This is a genomic window from Tanticharoenia sakaeratensis NBRC 103193, from assembly GCF_000963885.1.
Lineage (GTDB): Bacteria > Pseudomonadota > Alphaproteobacteria > Acetobacterales > Acetobacteraceae > Tanticharoenia > Tanticharoenia sakaeratensis.
On sequence record NZ_BALE01000034.1, the window covers coordinates 20,240 to 35,469 of the forward strand.

Below are 15,230 nucleotides of genomic sequence, written 5' to 3' on the forward strand. Positions count from 1 at the left end.
GGGGTGGCAATAAGCCATAGATTAACCATGGCAATCAGCCACATGCCGGCAGTGGCAAAGAGCCAAAGACTGATCATGACTCTTTGCCATTATCGTGATGGCGTTTTGCCACAGATCTGACCTGTGAGACTTTTCGGCGCGTACCCACTGAGAACGATATCTCCAAGCAGTACTTAGTGGCTCAGTGCCACAGAGATCGTATGTGGCATTTAGCCACATACGTTTGATCTGGTTAGGCGCCGATGTCATTCCGCAAGATCGTCCAACCAGACGTGTCTGCGGATGCCAGATGTCCAACACAGCGCCGCAACGTCGGACCGGAATTCGTCAGAATGCAGCGCTGAGTGTTAAACCGGGCTCCGAATAGGGTCAGCATAGAGTCCGCACACAAGTCCTATAAGATATATTATGCCAACTTAAGGCTATGAGGACGGCTCAGAACCGCCATTTAAGACGTTTCTCTCACGCCCGGAATGCCCAAACGCTTACCTTGAGGCCTGCCAGTGCTCCTAGAACGGGTTCAAGCGCTTTGAACGGCCAAAAGTAGGTCAAAGTGACGTGGGGCCCATAGCCTCTTTCTGTAGCCGCATTTCACGATCGGCCCCGTCACGCACCGTTATGGCGCCTTGGCGAGCTGTCAGTCGTAGCTGCGTAGTTCACGTCCAGACTGACTATCGACTTCCTTCAACGCAACCCGATAGCCCCAGAGTGTCTGCAGATGTGCCAGAGTCTGGCGCGCGTCGCCCTGATGGAGCAACTGGCCCGGCCGCGTCCGGTGCTCCAGTCTCAGAAGACGGTCACCATGCATGTCAACGCCGACGATCTCGATTTCTTCGGACAAGGCGCCAGGATCATAGGACGCCGCCACCGTGCGTCGCAGATCGCGATAGCCGGCTTCGTCATGGATTGCGTCGACCAGCAGATACGGCTTGTCGAGATCGTCGCGCAGCCTGAACAAGCGAAAATCACGCATGACCTTCGGTGAGAGATATTGCTGCACGAAGCTCTCATCCCGATACTCGGCCCACGCATGGTGCAGCGTTCCGACCGGATCGCCATTGCCGGCGAAATGCGGAAACCATGCACGATCTTCATCGGTCGGATCGGTTGCGATCCGGGCGATGTCGGACATCATCGCAAAGCCGAGCGCATACGGGTTGAAGTTCGGACCGCCGCCTTGGTCGAAGCCACGCTGCGTGATCACGTTGGTCGTGGAATGGATCGCCTCCAGCATTGCACTGTCGTCGATCAGGCCTTTCTCGTGCAGCCTCCGCATGATGAAGTCGTGCACCCACGTCGCGCACCCCTCGTTCATCAGCTTCAGTTGCGGCTGGGGATAGAAATATTGCGCCGTCAGTCTCACGATGCGGATGATCTCGCGTTCCCAAGGCGCGAGCTTGGGGGCATGTTTCTCCAGGAAGTACAGAATGTTCTCTTCCGGCAGGCCGAGCCCCGTCCCCAGCTCCGGTTCGACCGCCACCTGGGTCCCCTCGCCTGCGCCACCTTCTGCGCCCGGCAAGGTGCGCCACAGATCGTTGTAGGTTCGGTCTTCGTGATCGCGCCGGTCCCGGTCGCGCTGCTGCTCGGCCCGCAAGTCGAGCCGCTTGGATCCCGAGTGCCGGTTGACGCCCTGTCCCTGCAGCGCGTGCGCCGCGTCCAGAACCCGTTCCACCGCCCGCACGCCATAACGCTCCTCGCACCGGCTGACATAGGCCCGCGCAAATTCCAGATAGTCGAGAATCTGGGTCGGATCCGTCCATTCCCGGAACAGACGATTGTTGCGAAAGAAATGGTTGTGACCGAAGGCCGCATGCGCAATGACCAGCGCCTGCATCGTGGCCGTGTTTTCTTCCATCAGATAGGAAATGCACGGGCTCGAATTGATGACGACCTCATAGGCCAACCCCATCAATCCCCGCTTGTAGGCATTCTCATGCCCGACGAAGCGCTTGCCCGCCGACCAGTGCGCATAGGACACCGGCATCCCGTGCGAGGTATAGACGTCGAGCATCTGCTCTGACGTGATTACCTCGATCCGGTTCGGATAGGTTTCGAGCCGCAGTTCTTCGATCGCGATCTTCTCGATGGCATCGTAGCAGTCGCGCAGTGTCGAAAAGGTCCAGTCGGTGCCGGTATAGAGCATGGGGCGTACGCCTCCTGACTGTCTGAAGCGGCTCAGCCCGCTATCGCACCCGGCTTGCGGGCGAAGAGATCGCGAAACACGGGAAAGATCTCGCGCCTGTCCCGCACCTGCCGGATCGCAAGCTGCGGATGACTTTCGGCAATGCCGCGATAAGCCCGCCAGAGATCCGTGTCGTTGCGAATGATGGCGCTCGACCCGGCAACCTCGATGTAGGCAAAATACTGCACCAGAGGCAGGATCCGCTCGCTCAGCAGGCTCGTCACCTTCGGGGTATCGGATGCGATGTTGTCGCCATCCGAAGCCTGCGCCGCATAGATGTTCCACTTGTCCGCCGGATAGCGTGCGCGCTGGACCTTCAGCATTTCCTCGAGCGCCGTGGACACCACTGTGCCACCGGTGCGCGGGTCATTGAAAAACGTCTCTTCATCCACTTCTTCCGCCGTTTCGGCATGGCGGATGAACACGATGTCGAGCTTCTCGTAGCGACGCTCCAAAAAGACGTGCAGCAGCAGGAAGAACTGCTTGCCCAGTTCCTTCATCTTTTCCGTCATCGAGCCCGAGACGTCCATGATGCAGAACATCACGGCCTGGGTCGTCGGCTTCGGCACCGGCTGGAACCGCCGATAACGAAGATCCACCGGATCCACCCAGGCGATGCGACTCATGCGCGTGCGAAACGTCTGCCGCTCCTCCCGCAGTGCGGAAAGTTCGTCGAACGCCTCTTCATCAAGCGGCTTGCGGTCCTCGAGCGCGGCGATACGCGCCTCGATCTCGGCCAACCGCTCGGGTTTGGGACGTTTGAGACCGATCCGACGCGCCACCGAGTGACGCATGGTGCGTCCCAGATCGAGCTGCGAGGGCGAACCTTCACTGCTCAATCCCGCCCGGGCGTGCGATGACTGCGTGACCGTTGCAATCTCGCGCTTGATCAGATCCGGCAGTTCGAGATCATCGAAGAAAAGGTCAAGGAATTCCTCGCGCGACAATACGAAGCGGTAGGAATCTTCTCCGCCGCCCTGATCGCTTGCCTCTCCCTCGCCGCTGCCCTGCCCTCCACCGCCGGGCGGCCTGTGAAGACGATCGCCAGTGATGAACTCCTTGTTGCCCGAGAGCACGAACTGACGGCTGCCTTCCTCGAACACGCGATGGAAGGACGGCTCATGCAAGACATCCGCAGGCACGGTGACCGCATTCTGCTGCGCATGATCGCGAATGCGGCCATTTGCCACCGCATCGCGCACCGCGCTCTGCACCGCATCGCGGGCTCGGGTCAGGACACGCCTGCGGTTTTCGATGTTCTTGCCGTGCGGATTCGGACGTCGGTCGATGATGTCCAAGCCGGAAACTCCGTTCGGGGTCGACGGGTCAGGCAGACTGCCTGACCCGCATGTACCACTCCACCAGACGTCTTACTTGGCGTTCCGTGTAGCCCCGCGCCACCATGCGCTCGACAAATTCATCATGCTTGCGCTCGCTGTCGCTGTCCTTCTTCGATCCGAAGCTGATGACCGGCAACAGATCCTCGACCTGGCTGAACATCCGCTTCTCGATGACGTCACGGATCTTCTCGTACGACGTCCAGGACGGGTTGTTGCCCCCGTTGCTGGCACGGGCACGCAAGCTGAATTTCACGACCTCGTTGCGGAAGTCCTTCGGATTGGCGATGCCAGCCGGCTTCTCGATCTTGGTCAACTCCGCATTCAGAAGATCGCGATTGAGAAGCTGCCCTGTGTCGGGATCCTTGAAGTCCTGATCCTCGATCCATGCATCTGCATAGTCCAGGTAACGGTCGAACAGGTTCTGGCCGTAATCGTTGTAGCTCTCGAGATAGGCCTTCTGGATCTCATGTCCAAGATACTCGGCATAACGCCGTGCCAATTCGGATTTCAGGACAGCAAGATAGTTGGCCTCGACCTCCGCAGGGAACTGCTCACGCCTGACAGCCTGTTCCAGAACATACATCAGATGCACGGGGTCGGCGGAGATCTCCGAACTGTCATGATTGAATGTCGCCGACAGTACCTTGTAGGCAAAGCGCGTGGAGATCCCCTCCATGCCCTCATCCACGCCGGCCGCGTCCTTGTACTCCTGCATGGCGCGAGCCTTCGGATCGGTCTCGCGGATGTTTTCGCCGTCATACACCCGCATCTTGGCAAACTGCGTGGAGTTCGGATGCGGTTTCAGACGTGACAGGACGGCAAAACGCGCCAACATGTCGAGCGTGTTCGGAGCACAGGGCGCGTTGCCCAGGGCCGAGGACTGGATGAGCTTCTGATAGATCCGCGCCTCTTCCGTCACCCGCAGGCAATACGGCACCTTGATGACGCAGACACGGTCGAGGAAAGCCTCGTTCGTACGGTTGTTACGGAAGCTCTGCCATTCGGCTTCGTTTGAATGCGCCAGAATGACGCCCGTGAACGGGATCGAGCCAATATTCTCCGTGCCAACGTAATTGCCTTCCTGCGTTGCTGTCAGCAACGGGTGCAGCATCTTGATCGGCGCCTTGAACATCTCGACAAACTCGAGAACGCCCTGATTGGCGCGGTTCAGGCCACCGGAAAAGCCATACGCATCCGGGTCGTTCTGGCTGTAATGCTCGAGCTGGCGGATATCGACCTTGCCGACGAGTGCCGAGACGTCCTGATTGTTGTCATCACCCGGCTCGGTCTTGGCGATCGCGACCTGGCGCAGACGCGAGGGATGCAGTTTCACAACCGTAAACCGCGAGATGTCGCCGTCGAATTCCTCCAGGCGCTTCAGAGCCCATGGACTGGCGATCCCCGTCAGCACGCGTTTGGGAATGTGGTACTGCTCGAGCAAGGCCGGGCCCATGCGGTCCGGGCTGAAAATGCCAAGCGGGCTCTCGAACACCGGGCTGATGTCGCGACCGGCCTTGAGGACGTAGATCGGCTCCCGCTCCATGAGCGATTTCAGCCGTTCGCCAAGCGATGACTTGCCGCCGCCGACCGGGCCCAGCAGGTAGAGGATCTGCTTGCGTTCCTCCAGCCCCTGAGCCGCATGGCGGAAGAAGCCGACGATTTGCTCGACCGTCTCCTCCATGCCGTAAAAATCCGCGAACGCCGGGTAGGTGCGGACGGTCCGGTTCATGAAAATGCGGCTGAGGCGCGGATCACGCGCGGAATCCAGCAGGACCGGTTCGCCGATCGCCTTGAGCATCCGTTCGGCAGCAGAGGCGTAGGCGGACGGATCTTCACGGCACAGATCAAGATAGGCCGAGAGCGACATCTCGGTCTCGCGACGCTCGTCGCGCATGGTGGCAGCAAGAGAGAAGACGTCAGAGAACGAATCCATGAACAGAACTCTCCATCAGCGACGGTTTCAGATGCTTGAGCGTCTCGCGGACAACGCGCGGGCTTGAAATTTCGTGGTCGGTCGTCGCTGCGTCGTGATCACCTTCGGGCTGAGCAAGGGGCCGATCATCGACCCCGTGCTGCGCAATGCCGCGAACTCCGTATCGGGCGCCCTGCCCGACGCGATCGCATCCGATAAGGGAACGCTATTCCTCTGGTACCGCTGATTTCAATGAAAAAACGCAAAGCCGGACAAAAGGCACCAGAACGTGTGGACACCGCGACCCGTCCGTCTTCCCACGCACGACCAGCGATTTAGATGACGTCGAATTCCATGCCATCCCAGGCCGGTTCCACCCCTTGGGGCAGCGTGTCGCAGAGGGTCCGGTAGTCCATATCCGTGCCCATGTGGGTCAGGATCATCCGGCGCGGCTTGAGGATCGAGCGCCAGTGCAGGACCCGATCCAGCCAGGCATGCGCGCTGTGCGGAGCATTCTGAAAACAGTCCACCATCCACGTGTCGAGGCCCTCCAACGACGCCAGCGCGTCGTCATGGAGCAGGTTGACGTCAGTGGAATAGGCGAACCGGCCGCACCGGACACCTAGGGTCGGAATGCGGCCATGGACCTGCGGAACCAGATGCAGGTCCATGCCCGCGACTCGCAACCGCTCCTCAGGCTCAATCACATGCGGCGTGAAGACAGGCCGGAAGAACTCCGGCGGTTTCCAAGGCGTGAAGGCATAGGCAAATCTGGCACGCAATTCGCCCAGCGTATTTTCAGTCGCATACAGCGGCAGCGCTGCACCGAGAGCCCGGTTGATCGAACGCAGTTCGTCCAGGCCTGCCACATGATCCGCATGCGGATGCGTGTAGAGAACCGCATCAAAGCGGCCGATGCCGCAGTTCAGCAGTTGGGCCCGCAGATCGGGACCGCTGTCGATCAGCAGCGCGCCATGATCCCCCGTCATCAGGATCGAAGACCGCGTGCGGCGATTGCGCGGCTCGTGCGGGTCGCAGGTTCCCCAGTAGCCGTGCCCGTCCGCGCCCCCGATCATCGGCACACCCGATGATCCGCCACAGCCGAGCACGGTGATCTTCATGCCGCCATCCGGGAAAACAGCCTGTGCATGTTGCGCGCTATCGTATCCGCAAGCGCGTCAGGCTCCACGCCCCGCTCCTGTGCCAGACGATGCGCAGTATAGGCGACATACCCCGGCTCGTTATGTTTGCCGCGTCTCGGCACCGGCGCCAGGAACGGGCTGTCGGTTTCGACCAGCAGGCGATCCGCGGGAACAACGCGCGCGACGTCACGGATCTCTCCGCATTTCGGGAAGGTCAGCAGTCCGGAAAAACTGATGTATCCCCCAAGTGACAGCGCCGTTTCCGCAAGCGCCGGACCGGAGGCGAAGCAGTGCAGCAGGAACGGAAACGCGCCACGTCCATGCTCGTCCCTGAGAATGGCCGCCACATCTTCGTCCGCCGCGCGCGCGTGGATGACGAGCGGAAGGCCGGACGTGCGGGCTGCAGCGATATGGGCCCGGAAACTGTCGGCCTGAAGCGGACGAACGTCTTCCGCCCCATGAAAATAATCGAGCCCCGATTCCCCAAGTGCAACGACGCCCGGATGATCGGCCGCGGCCAGAATGGCGGCTTCCGTAGCCACAGGCCCTTCCGCCACGTGATCGGGGTGCGTGCCAACCGCTGCCCAGACCCGAAAATTCGGGGTGTCGAGATCGCACAGGGCGCGCTGGCGCGAAGCGGTCCAGAGCCGTGTCCCGATCGTGATCGCGCCACCGACACCCATATCGCGCGCCCGGATCAGGGCAGCGGCCGGATCGTCAAGCATGTCGAGATGGCAGTGGCTGTCGAACCAGGTCATGTCAGGCAGCAGGCTCCACGTAACGCGGGAACAGGCCCTGGGGCGCCGGGAGTTCGAGCCCGTCCGGCAGACGTGTCTGAAGGGCCGTCAGTGCGCGTGCCTCCGCAGGCACGGCCAGCTGATCCAGCAGACGCGCCATCGTGTCAGGCATGTAAGGCTGGAGGACCGTGCCGATCGTGCGAAGCACATCGGCCAGAACGCGCAGGACAGCCGCCATGCGCGCAGTATCGGTCTTGCGCAGCGCCCAGGGAGCCATGCGGTCGATGTAGGCGTTGCATGCCCGAATCACCTTCCAGACGTCCTCAAGGCCTTCGGTCAGCGCACATCGCTCGACGCACCCGCGCAGAAGATCCGGCAATGCGTCGGCCATGGCCAGCAAAGCGGCATCGTCTTCAGTAGGCGCCGTCCGCGCCGGCAGCACGCCACCGCAATTCCGGGCGATCAGTGACAAGGTCCGCTGGACCAGATTGCCCAGATCGTTGGCCAGCTCGACATTCAGGCGCGTGATGATGGCGCGGCGGTTGAGATCCGAATCCCCGCCGAAGGGAACCTCTCGCAGCAGGAAGAAACGGATCGGATCGAGCCCGAACTCCGCGATCAGATCACGTGGATCGACAACGTTGCCGATCGACTTGCTCATCTTCTCGCCTTCGATCGTCCACCAGCCATTGGCGAAGACACGACGCGGAAGCTCGATGCCGGCCGCCATGAGGAACGCCGGCCAATAGACCGCATGGAAGCGTGCGATATCCTTGCCGACGAGATGCAGATCGGCGGGCCAGAATGCCATCAGGGGGTTGGATACGTCAGGATATCCCAGCGATGACAGGTAGTTGGCCAGTGCGTCGAACCAGACATACATGACATGCGCCGGGTCGCCGGGCACCGGAATGCCCCAGGAGAAGCTGGTGCGTGAAACCGAGAGGTCGCGCAGTCCCTGTTTCACGAAGCTGACGATTTCCCGCCGGCGTCCTTCCGGACCGATAAAGCCCGGCTGGTCTTCGTACAGCTTCAGGAGCCGGTCTTCGAACGCCGACAGGCGGAAGAAATACGACGGCTCACGCACCCATTCGACCGGAGCACCTGTTGGCGCCACCTTCGTTCCATCCGGACGCTCGGTGATCTCATCGGCACTATAGAAGCTCTCGTCACGCAGCGCATACCAGCCTTCATAGGCGCCAAGATAGATGTGTCCGTTGTCCCGCACGCGCTCCCACAGCGCGCTGGCCGACGCCTTGTGGCGCGGCTCGGTCGTACGGATGAAGTCATCGTACGAGATGCCCATCGCATCCGACATGACCCGAAAGCCCTGCGACATCTCGTCGGTGAAGGCCTGGGTCGCGATACCCGCCGCCTGAGCCGCCTGCTCGACCTTCTGGCCATGCTCGTCGGTGCCGGTCGTGAAACGGACTGTCTTGCCGTCCAGGCGGTGAAACCGGGCAATGACGTCGGCCGCAACCGAGGTATAGGCGTGCCCGATATGCGGCGCGCCGTTCACGTAATAGATCGGAGTGGTGATGTAGCGATGCGCCTGCGTCATGATCCTGCCTGATCGTCGCCTGTTGCGACTGCGACCGCCATCTGGACGGCGACCGCCTTGTCGAGATTGAACCGCTCGGTCTCCCGCCGCAAATCCTCGATGGCGCGGAAGGCTCGTGCCTGGGCTGCGGCTGCTGCGACATCGCCTGCGTGACCCGCCGCCCGCGCCGACATGGCAAGCCGCGCACCAAGCAGTTCAGTGAATACCGCGAACCCGTCGTCCTGCCGCGCGATCCGCTCGCTTTGCGCGAGAATAGCCGACGGCGCAACCGTACCGTCCAGAGTGCCTGACACAAAATCCGCGATCGCACCGTCAGAATCGAGCGCCAGACGAGCGGCCCGGCCGGGTGCGCCGGCCCCCTCGGCAATCAGTCGCGCAATGACGTCGTCCGGCTGTCCCTGCCCCGTGAGAACCGCCCGCATCGTCGAGCCATCCAGAGGATCGAGGCCAAGCCTGCGGCACCTGCTGCGAATCGTGGGTAACAGGCGCCCCGGAGCCGCACTCGTCATGAGGATCACCGCCTTGGGCGGCGGTTCCTCCAGAAGTTTCAGAAGCGCATTGGCGGCATTGCGGTTCAGGTATTCCGCCCCGTCGATCAGCACCACGCGCCAGCCGGCCTCCGCGGCTGTACGACGCAGGAACTGCTGAATGGGTGCCACGTCATCCATAACGATTTCCGCGCGAGGACGACCGCGTTTTTCATCAAAGCCGCGCCGGATCACCAACAGGTCGGCATGCGTTCCAGCCGAAACGCGCCGCCCCTCCGGGCTCGCCATGTCCTCCGCGCCGAGAACGATCCTGGCTAGACGAAAGGCAAGCGTCGCCTTCCCGATGCCCTCCGGTCCGTGCAGCAACCACGCATGATGCAGACGCCCGGCGGCCCAGGCGGATCGGAACGCATGCACTGCGGCATCATGTCCAAGAACTGCCGCTGCCGTTCGAGGCGAATCGCTCACCGGATGATCACCGCACCGGAAGCCGCGCCCTGACGGCCTGTGCGACATCCGCTGCCAAACGGTCCACCGTGGCTGCCGCGTCGAACGCGAGGAAACGTTCCGGCTGTGCCGCCGCGATGGCATCGATCCCGTCGGCCACGCGAACGTGGAAGGCTTCCGTATCCCGCTCGAACCGGTCTTCGCGCCCGCCGCGCGCAGCCAGTCGTGCCCGCGCCTGTGCCCGCTCGAGGCGCAGAAGAACCGTCATGTCAGGAACAAGCCCGATCATGGCGTCCAGCCTGTCGATCAGGGCGATGATCGCAGGATCACCGTTCGCCCGACCGTAGCCCTGATAGGCGCGCGTCGAATCGGTGAAGCGATCGCAGATCACGATCGCGCCCTTCCTGAGAGCCGGCGCGATCTTCTGGTCCACATGATCCTGGCGGGCTGCGAACAGGGCCATGATCTCGGCACGGGGCGAGAGCTCCGCCTGACCGAACAAAATGAGCTCCCGCAGGGCTTCCGCCCCTGGGGAACCACCGGGCTCGCGCGTCAGGACAACGTCATGCCCGTCGCTCCGGAGCGCATCGGAAAGCAGCCGGGATTGCGTGGATTTGCCTGCGGCGTCGCTGCCCTCGAACGTGATGAAGATGCCGTTTCGCTCTGTCATCCTGTGCGATCAGCTCGGCTTCGCCTGGGGAAATCCAAGGCGTGTCAACGAGCGGCCAACGATGCCGAGCTTCTCAACGCTGGTGCCTGCAACCAGATCGAGCCGGATGTCCTGCATCCCGGGATTGCTCAGCACGAGTTGCCCCAGAACCTGACCGGCCCGCACCGGCGCGATCACGGGCGACTGGAAATCGACCCCGATATGAGAACGGTTTTGCCAGCCATGCGGCAGCGTCAGGGTGATGTCACGCGTGGCCACCAGGGGAACCCGCGCCTGCGTGCCCATCCACACCGGGGCATGGTCGACAACCGCTCCGGCCTTGAACAGGGTCGCATTCTCGAAATTCGCGAACGCCCAGGCCAGCAGGCGCTCGCCCTCATGCGCGCGGTCGTTGCTCGACGCCGTTCCGTTGATGGCCATGACGATGCGGTTGCCGCCCCGGTCGGAACTGGCACACAGGCCGAAGCCACCCGCATCGGTGTGACCGGTCTTGAGGCCATCGGCGAGCCCCTTGTCCACCAGCACGTTGCGGTTGCCCTGATGGATCTTGTTGAACGTGTAATCGGTCGCCGAAAAGAAGTGATAATACTGCGGATAATCACGGATGATATGCACGGCGAGGTTCGCGACGTCGCGTGCGGTCATGTAGTGATTGTCAGCGGGCCAGCCGGTGCAGTTCTCGAAATGCGATCCCGTCAGGCCGATCTTCGGCGCCTCGTCGTTCATGAGAGCTACGAACTGCTCTTCCGACCCGGCAATGCCTTCCGCCAACACGATGCAGGCATCGTTGCCGGACTGGATCAGCATGCCTTCGATCAGCTCGGAGACTGCGATCGACTGGCCGAGCGGGACGAACATCTTCGATCCCTGCATCCGCCATGCCTTCTCGGAGACCGGCAATGACTGTTCGAGGCTCAGGCGCCCGGCCTTCAGCATGCCGAAGACGATGTATGCGGTCATCATCTTGGTCAGCGAAGACGGCGGCATCCGCTCGTCCGCCGCCTTCTCGAGCAGCGTCGCCCCGGTATTGAAGTCGACGATGCAGGCCCATCGGGCGATCGTATCAACCGGCCCGATCGGCGTTGCCGCCGGAGACCCGGCAGGTGCTGCCATCGCAGCCGCGCCTTCCCCGGCCGGTGCGGCCTTGGGATGGCGACGCGGGCGCGCGTCGACGACGTGCGGTGCAAGCGCTACCGCCGAAAGCCCACCCAGAAGAAACCGTCTGCTCCGCACGTTCACGTCCATCCATCCCATTCGAGCCGGTTTCTGACCGGCCTGAGGCCCCATGGCAAGGCCCGCATTTTCCATCTCAGTCGGCTGTGATCCGAGCGCCCGGCATCCCGCAGCTGAATGCCGCCTGCAAGGCCTCGTCGGCCTGTCTCACGTCAGCGAAAGGACCGCTCCTCACGACCCAGTCGAGGCCGGCGCCACTTTCCGCAGCGCGGCTGACATCTCCCGAGCACCGTGCAGCGACACCCCTCGCGGCGCCGCGCCCTGAAAATCGCCCGATCTCCACCCACAGGCTGCCTGGAGCTACCCATGCTTGGGTATAAACCGCGGGAAGCGGCGTCAGATCGAGCCCCTGCGGTTGCCAGTGCGCGATATTGTTTCCGGATTGATGCGCAGCTCCCGCCGCATGACCGAGATCATCGAGCGGCTGTTCCGAAACGCCGCCGACCGGTGCACTCGCGATCGACAGATGCGGCGCATCCGGGCTCGACTCGGCAAAGGCGCGGCTGGCCGGCTCATCCTCGTCGATTGCAACGCGCGCTGGCCCCGGCCCCATGCCAAGCAGGGCGGCCACACGGGGCGAGACTGCGACAAGCCGCCCCGGATCGGTCGGACCCCGACCGTCGAGCCTGATGCGCACCGTTCGGCCGTTGTCGAGATCACGAACCGTGACGATGCTCGGCAGTTGAAGGGTCTGATGCGCACCGACCATGGCGTCGGGATCATAGGAAACACCATCCGCCATCGGAGCGCCGCGCGGCAGCGCCAGCCTGACTGCAAGGCCGGTCTCATGGTCCGAAAAGCGCTCGCGCGGGTAGAACCATGCGCCGTCGCCCTGCCAGCCGCTTCCGATGACGTAATGCGGCTGCGCCGGCGGCAGGGGCGGCTCGGATTTGTGGCAGCCCGCCAGAATGCCGAGCCCGGCCCCGATGACGGCGCACGATGCGAGGCGGCTACGTAATGTCATATCCGAGCAGCCCGACGCCGAGTGCGTAAAAATCCGACGGATTGTAGCGTCGGATCGCATCGAAATTGCGATAAACCATGAACGCTTCCGTGCCCGGCCCATCCGGCTGCAGGACCGCCCCCATGACATCCGTCCGCGAGAACGCCTGTCCGTCGTCCCGCCGCACGCCATGACGCATCCAGTCGGCGAGAGACATCCGATGCCCCCGACCGATCATGCCGACCGGGAGCGTTTCACGCAGCGTGATCGCCTGCCCCCAGGGCTCGCCCGGCTGCCAGCCCGACTTCGCCAGATAGTTGGCGACCGATGCGAACACGTCCGCGCGGCTCGTCCAGATATCGCGTCGCCCATCCCCGTCCGCGTCAACGGCGAAACGAAGATAGGCCGAAGGCATGAACTGCGGCTGCCCCATCGCGCCGGCATAGGATCCGAGCATCGCCTCGGGGGCGACATCGCCCGCGTTGAGAATCGTCAGCGCCTTGAGCAGCTCCGACCGGAAGAAGACGGCCCGACGCGCATCGAAGCCGAGTGTTGCCAGCGCATCGACAACGGAGAACGTCCCGATATGCGCACCGAATCCGGACTCGAGCCCCCAGATCCCCATGATGACGCCGGTGTCCACCCCGTACTGCGCCGAGATCCGGGACAGCAGTGCCTGCTGCTCGCCGTAGGATGCCCGTCCCTGGTCGATGCGCTTCGGACCGATGACCCGTTCGCGATACTGGGCCCAGGTCAACGTGAACTCGGGCTGGTGCCGGTCAAGCTTCAGCACGTGCGCGTTCGGCTCCCGGGTCAGGGCAAGTGCCCGGTCCACGACGGCCGCCGAAAGGCCCTGGGCAAGCGCCTGCGCACGGACCGATGACAGGAACTGCTGATAGTCCGCAGCGCCGGCAGCATGCCCGACGCCCATGATCGATGCGCCCGCGATCAGCCCGAGCGCATTTCGGCGGCCGAGGCTGGCAGGCGCAGTGGCGCGGATGGAACCGCGCGGCAGAATATGATGGCGCACGCGCGCTCCGTCTCTGTTCAGGGATCGATAAGGGACGCTATCCCCCGGAAGCCGGCGGCTCAGGGCTCGGTCGAACGCCCTTCCGCCGCGCCATGCAGGATATAATGCAGGAACGCATTGATCCCCGCATTGGCGAGATCCGGGTTGGCCGCCATGTAACCCAGCGTGCTGAACGCCGCGTTCGGGTTGCGTCCCTCGAGGTAGCCGAATGTCATGTAGTGCTGGACGGGATCGACGCCGGACAGGCGCACGTCCTCGTAGGCGTCACGATACCAGACGGCATCGAAGAACATCTTGGCCGGATCCAGATCATGCCTGCGGCTGGCCTGCGTCGACTGGTCGCGCTGCTCGACGGCATCACGCACCTCGGCCGCTTCGGCAAGCCGGCTGATCTCGGGCTCGGGAGTATGCGACGCGGGCGTCTCGGAACCGGCCAGAGCGCCCGGAACATGCGTGTCGGAAGCGTAGTCGTCGTCGAAGGCCGCGTCATCGGACGCTTTTGACCGGGCAGCGGCTGATTTTGCGCCGGATGCTTTTTTCGGTCGGCCGCGGGTGGACTTAACAGGAGCGGTCGCGCTTTTCGCGGCGCGACCAGCAGCAGCGGATTTTGCCAAGGCCTCGTTCACTCCGTGCTGGACTGAGGACCGCGCGCAAACAACATGTCCGCGCTGTCGATCGGATCGACGCTAACAATTTCCATGTTCCCTGACCAGCACCACCTTGAGGGGGGCAGCAACAGTCGGTCGCGAGAATGGGGGGTGCCAGTCACGTTCCGACGTGGCACACACGCGAGCCCCGGGAGAAATTCCTCCTTCCAAGGCCTCACCGGGTCCGAGGCCGCCCATTCGCGCCCGTCGCGTGTCGTCCGCACGGTCGCTCCCAGAGCCTCTTGAGGAGCATCGTTTGCCGCGCAACGCCTTCTTCGCCCATCTCGCAACCGACGCGCAGTGATGCATTTCTCGACCTGGACCGCCCTGCTCAAGGCCAGCAGCTCTTCCATCCTGCTTCAGGGCCTGACCGTCATCATCGGCACGTTCATTCTCGAGGATGCAACGACGGTGCTGTCCGCCATAGCGGTTCAGGGCGGCACTCTCGCATGGCCGGTTGCACTGGCATCGCTTTATGTCGGGATCGTGCTGGGCGATCTGGGCCTCTATGGCCTCGGTGCGCTCGCTGCCCGCTGGCCCTATGCCCGGCGCTGGATCAGCCTTCCGAAACGTGATCGCGGACGCGCGTGGTTTGCGGCCCACACGGTGCGCGCGGTCGCCGTAAGCCGCTTCATTCCCGGTGCCCGACTGCCCGTCTACACGGCCTGCGGCTTCTTCGGCGCCCCGTTCGGACGGTTCGCCGCGACCGCCGTCGGCGCCACGCTGGTTTGGACTTCCGCGCTCTTCGCGGTATCGCTTCGAGCCGGACACTATCTTCTGCAGTGCTCCGGGTCCTGGCGCTGGATCGGGATCGTGGGCTTCACGCTTGCGATCATCGTCATCGGTCGCCTGATCGCGCGCCTGCAAACCTGGACCGAATGACTGCGCCAATGCTCGA

The 15,230-nt window shown here is 63.0% G+C and carries 14 protein-coding genes; 2 read left to right on the plus strand and 12 right to left on the minus strand.

What is annotated here, in order from left to right; translation table 11 throughout:
• Positions 1-637 precede the first annotated feature (637 nt).
• From B8446_RS11270 to B8446_RS11280, 3 genes are read right to left on the minus strand one after another with little or no spacing between them, the layout of a single operon-like run.
• The gene (locus B8446_RS11270) at positions 638-2,143 is read right to left on the minus strand and encodes a SpoVR family protein (protein WP_048849668.1); all 1,506 of its coding nucleotides are present in this window, start codon (positions 2,141-2,143) and stop codon (positions 638-640) included.
• A 32-nt stretch (positions 2,144-2,175) separates the two neighbouring features.
• Positions 2,176-3,480, minus strand: coding sequence for a YeaH/YhbH family protein (locus B8446_RS11275; protein WP_048849670.1), 1,305 nt, complete (start codon positions 3,478-3,480; stop codon positions 2,176-2,178).
• Positions 3,481-3,508: 28 nt separating this feature from the next.
• Positions 3,509-5,455 carry a PrkA family serine protein kinase gene (locus B8446_RS11280; protein ID WP_148505966.1) on the minus strand — a complete coding sequence of 649 codons (1,947 nt, stop codon included), beginning with the start codon at positions 5,453-5,455 and terminating at the stop codon, positions 3,509-3,511.
• Positions 5,456-5,528: 73 nt separating this feature from the next.
• Here B8446_RS11280 and B8446_RS16275 point away from each other — a divergent pair, with 73 nt between their 5' ends.
• The gene (locus B8446_RS16275; RefSeq protein ID WP_158507578.1) at positions 5,529-5,681 is read left to right on the plus strand and encodes a hypothetical protein; all 153 of its coding nucleotides are present in this window, start codon (positions 5,529-5,531) and stop codon (positions 5,679-5,681) included.
• Positions 5,682-5,769: 88 nt separating this feature from the next.
• On the opposite strand, the gene B8446_RS11285 is transcribed toward B8446_RS16275, so the two are convergent.
• The 9 genes from B8446_RS11285 to B8446_RS11325 all read right to left on the minus strand — a co-directional run bounded on the left by B8446_RS11285 (position 5,770) and on the right by B8446_RS11325 (position 14,299).
• Complete coding sequence (locus B8446_RS11285) at positions 5,770-6,555, minus strand: MBL fold metallo-hydrolase (protein WP_048849674.1); 786 nt, start codon at positions 6,553-6,555, stop codon at positions 5,770-5,772.
• Positions 6,552-7,334, minus strand: coding sequence for a TatD family hydrolase (locus B8446_RS11290; protein WP_048849676.1), 783 nt, complete (start codon positions 7,332-7,334; stop codon positions 6,552-6,554). Before B8446_RS11290 ends, B8446_RS11285 begins: the two co-directional genes overlap by 4 nt.
• A gap of 1 nt (position 7,335) precedes the next feature.
• On the minus strand, positions 7,336-8,874 hold the full coding sequence (gene metG, locus B8446_RS11295; RefSeq protein ID WP_048849678.1) for a methionine--tRNA ligase: 1,539 nt from the start codon (positions 8,872-8,874) through the stop codon (positions 7,336-7,338).
• Positions 8,871-9,878 (minus strand): DNA polymerase III subunit delta', encoded by a 1,008-nt coding sequence (locus tag B8446_RS11300; protein ID WP_084712288.1) that lies wholly within the window; start codon positions 9,876-9,878, stop codon positions 8,871-8,873. The genes metG and B8446_RS11300 overlap by 4 nt, the downstream gene beginning before the upstream one ends.
• Positions 9,838-10,479 (minus strand): dTMP kinase, encoded by a 642-nt coding sequence (gene tmk / locus B8446_RS11305; RefSeq protein ID WP_048849680.1) that lies wholly within the window; start codon positions 10,477-10,479, stop codon positions 9,838-9,840. The genes B8446_RS11300 and tmk overlap by 41 nt, the downstream gene beginning before the upstream one ends.
• 9 nt (positions 10,480-10,488) lie before the next feature.
• Positions 10,489-11,724, minus strand: coding sequence for a D-alanyl-D-alanine carboxypeptidase family protein (locus B8446_RS11310; protein WP_373277148.1), 1,236 nt, complete (start codon positions 11,722-11,724; stop codon positions 10,489-10,491).
• Positions 11,725-11,788: 64 nt separating this feature from the next.
• Positions 11,789-12,676: a septal ring lytic transglycosylase RlpA family protein gene (locus tag B8446_RS11315; protein WP_048849683.1), complete on the minus strand. Its 888-nt coding sequence runs from the start codon at positions 12,674-12,676 to the stop codon at positions 11,789-11,791.
• Positions 12,663-13,586 (minus strand): lytic murein transglycosylase, encoded by a 924-nt coding sequence (locus B8446_RS11320; RefSeq protein WP_053053838.1) that lies wholly within the window; start codon positions 13,584-13,586, stop codon positions 12,663-12,665. Before B8446_RS11320 ends, B8446_RS11315 begins: the two co-directional genes overlap by 14 nt.
• 158 nt (positions 13,587-13,744) lie before the next feature.
• Positions 13,745-14,299 carry a hypothetical protein gene (locus B8446_RS11325; protein WP_148505968.1) on the minus strand — a complete coding sequence of 185 codons (555 nt, stop codon included), beginning with the start codon at positions 14,297-14,299 and terminating at the stop codon, positions 13,745-13,747.
• Between the two features lie 336 nt (positions 14,300-14,635).
• On the opposite strand from B8446_RS11325, the gene B8446_RS11330 reads away from it, so the two are divergent.
• Positions 14,636-15,214, plus strand: a complete 579-nt coding sequence (locus B8446_RS11330; protein ID WP_048849685.1) for a DedA family protein — start codon at positions 14,636-14,638, stop codon at positions 15,212-15,214.
• Positions 15,215-15,230: the final 16 nt, after the last annotated feature.

Bases quoted from the DNA above. Each gene is read 5' to 3' on its own strand.
- B8446_RS11315 (WP_048849683.1), bottom strand. From the start codon at position 12,676: ATGACATTACGTAGCCGCCTCGCATCGTGCGCCGTCATCGGGGCCGGG.
- B8446_RS11300 (WP_084712288.1), bottom strand. From the start codon at position 9,878: ATGTCGCACAGGCCGTCAGGGCGCGGCTTCCGGTGCGGTGATCATCCG.
- B8446_RS11270 (WP_048849668.1), bottom strand. From the start codon at position 2,143: ATGCTCTATACCGGCACCGACTGGACCTTTTCGACACTGCGCGACTGC.
- metG (WP_048849678.1), bottom strand. From the start codon at position 8,874: ATGACGCAGGCGCATCGCTACATCACCACTCCGATCTATTACGTGAAC.
- B8446_RS11285 (WP_048849674.1), bottom strand. From the start codon at position 6,555: ATGAAGATCACCGTGCTCGGCTGTGGCGGATCATCGGGTGTGCCGATG.
- B8446_RS11320 (WP_053053838.1), bottom strand. From the start codon at position 13,586: ATGGGCGTCGGGCATGCTGCCGGCGCTGCGGACTATCAGCAGTTCCTG.
- B8446_RS11310 (WP_373277148.1), bottom strand. From the start codon at position 11,724: ATGGACGTGAACGTGCGGAGCAGACGGTTTCTTCTGGGTGGGCTTTCG.
- B8446_RS11290 (WP_048849676.1), bottom strand. From the start codon at position 7,334: ATGACCTGGTTCGACAGCCACTGCCATCTCGACATGCTTGACGATCCG.
- B8446_RS11330 (WP_048849685.1), top strand. From the start codon at position 14,636: ATGCATTTCTCGACCTGGACCGCCCTGCTCAAGGCCAGCAGCTCTTCC.
- B8446_RS11280 (WP_148505966.1), bottom strand. From the start codon at position 5,455: ATGGATTCGTTCTCTGACGTCTTCTCTCTTGCTGCCACCATGCGCGAC.
- tmk (WP_048849680.1), bottom strand. From the start codon at position 10,479: ATGACAGAGCGAAACGGCATCTTCATCACGTTCGAGGGCAGCGACGCC.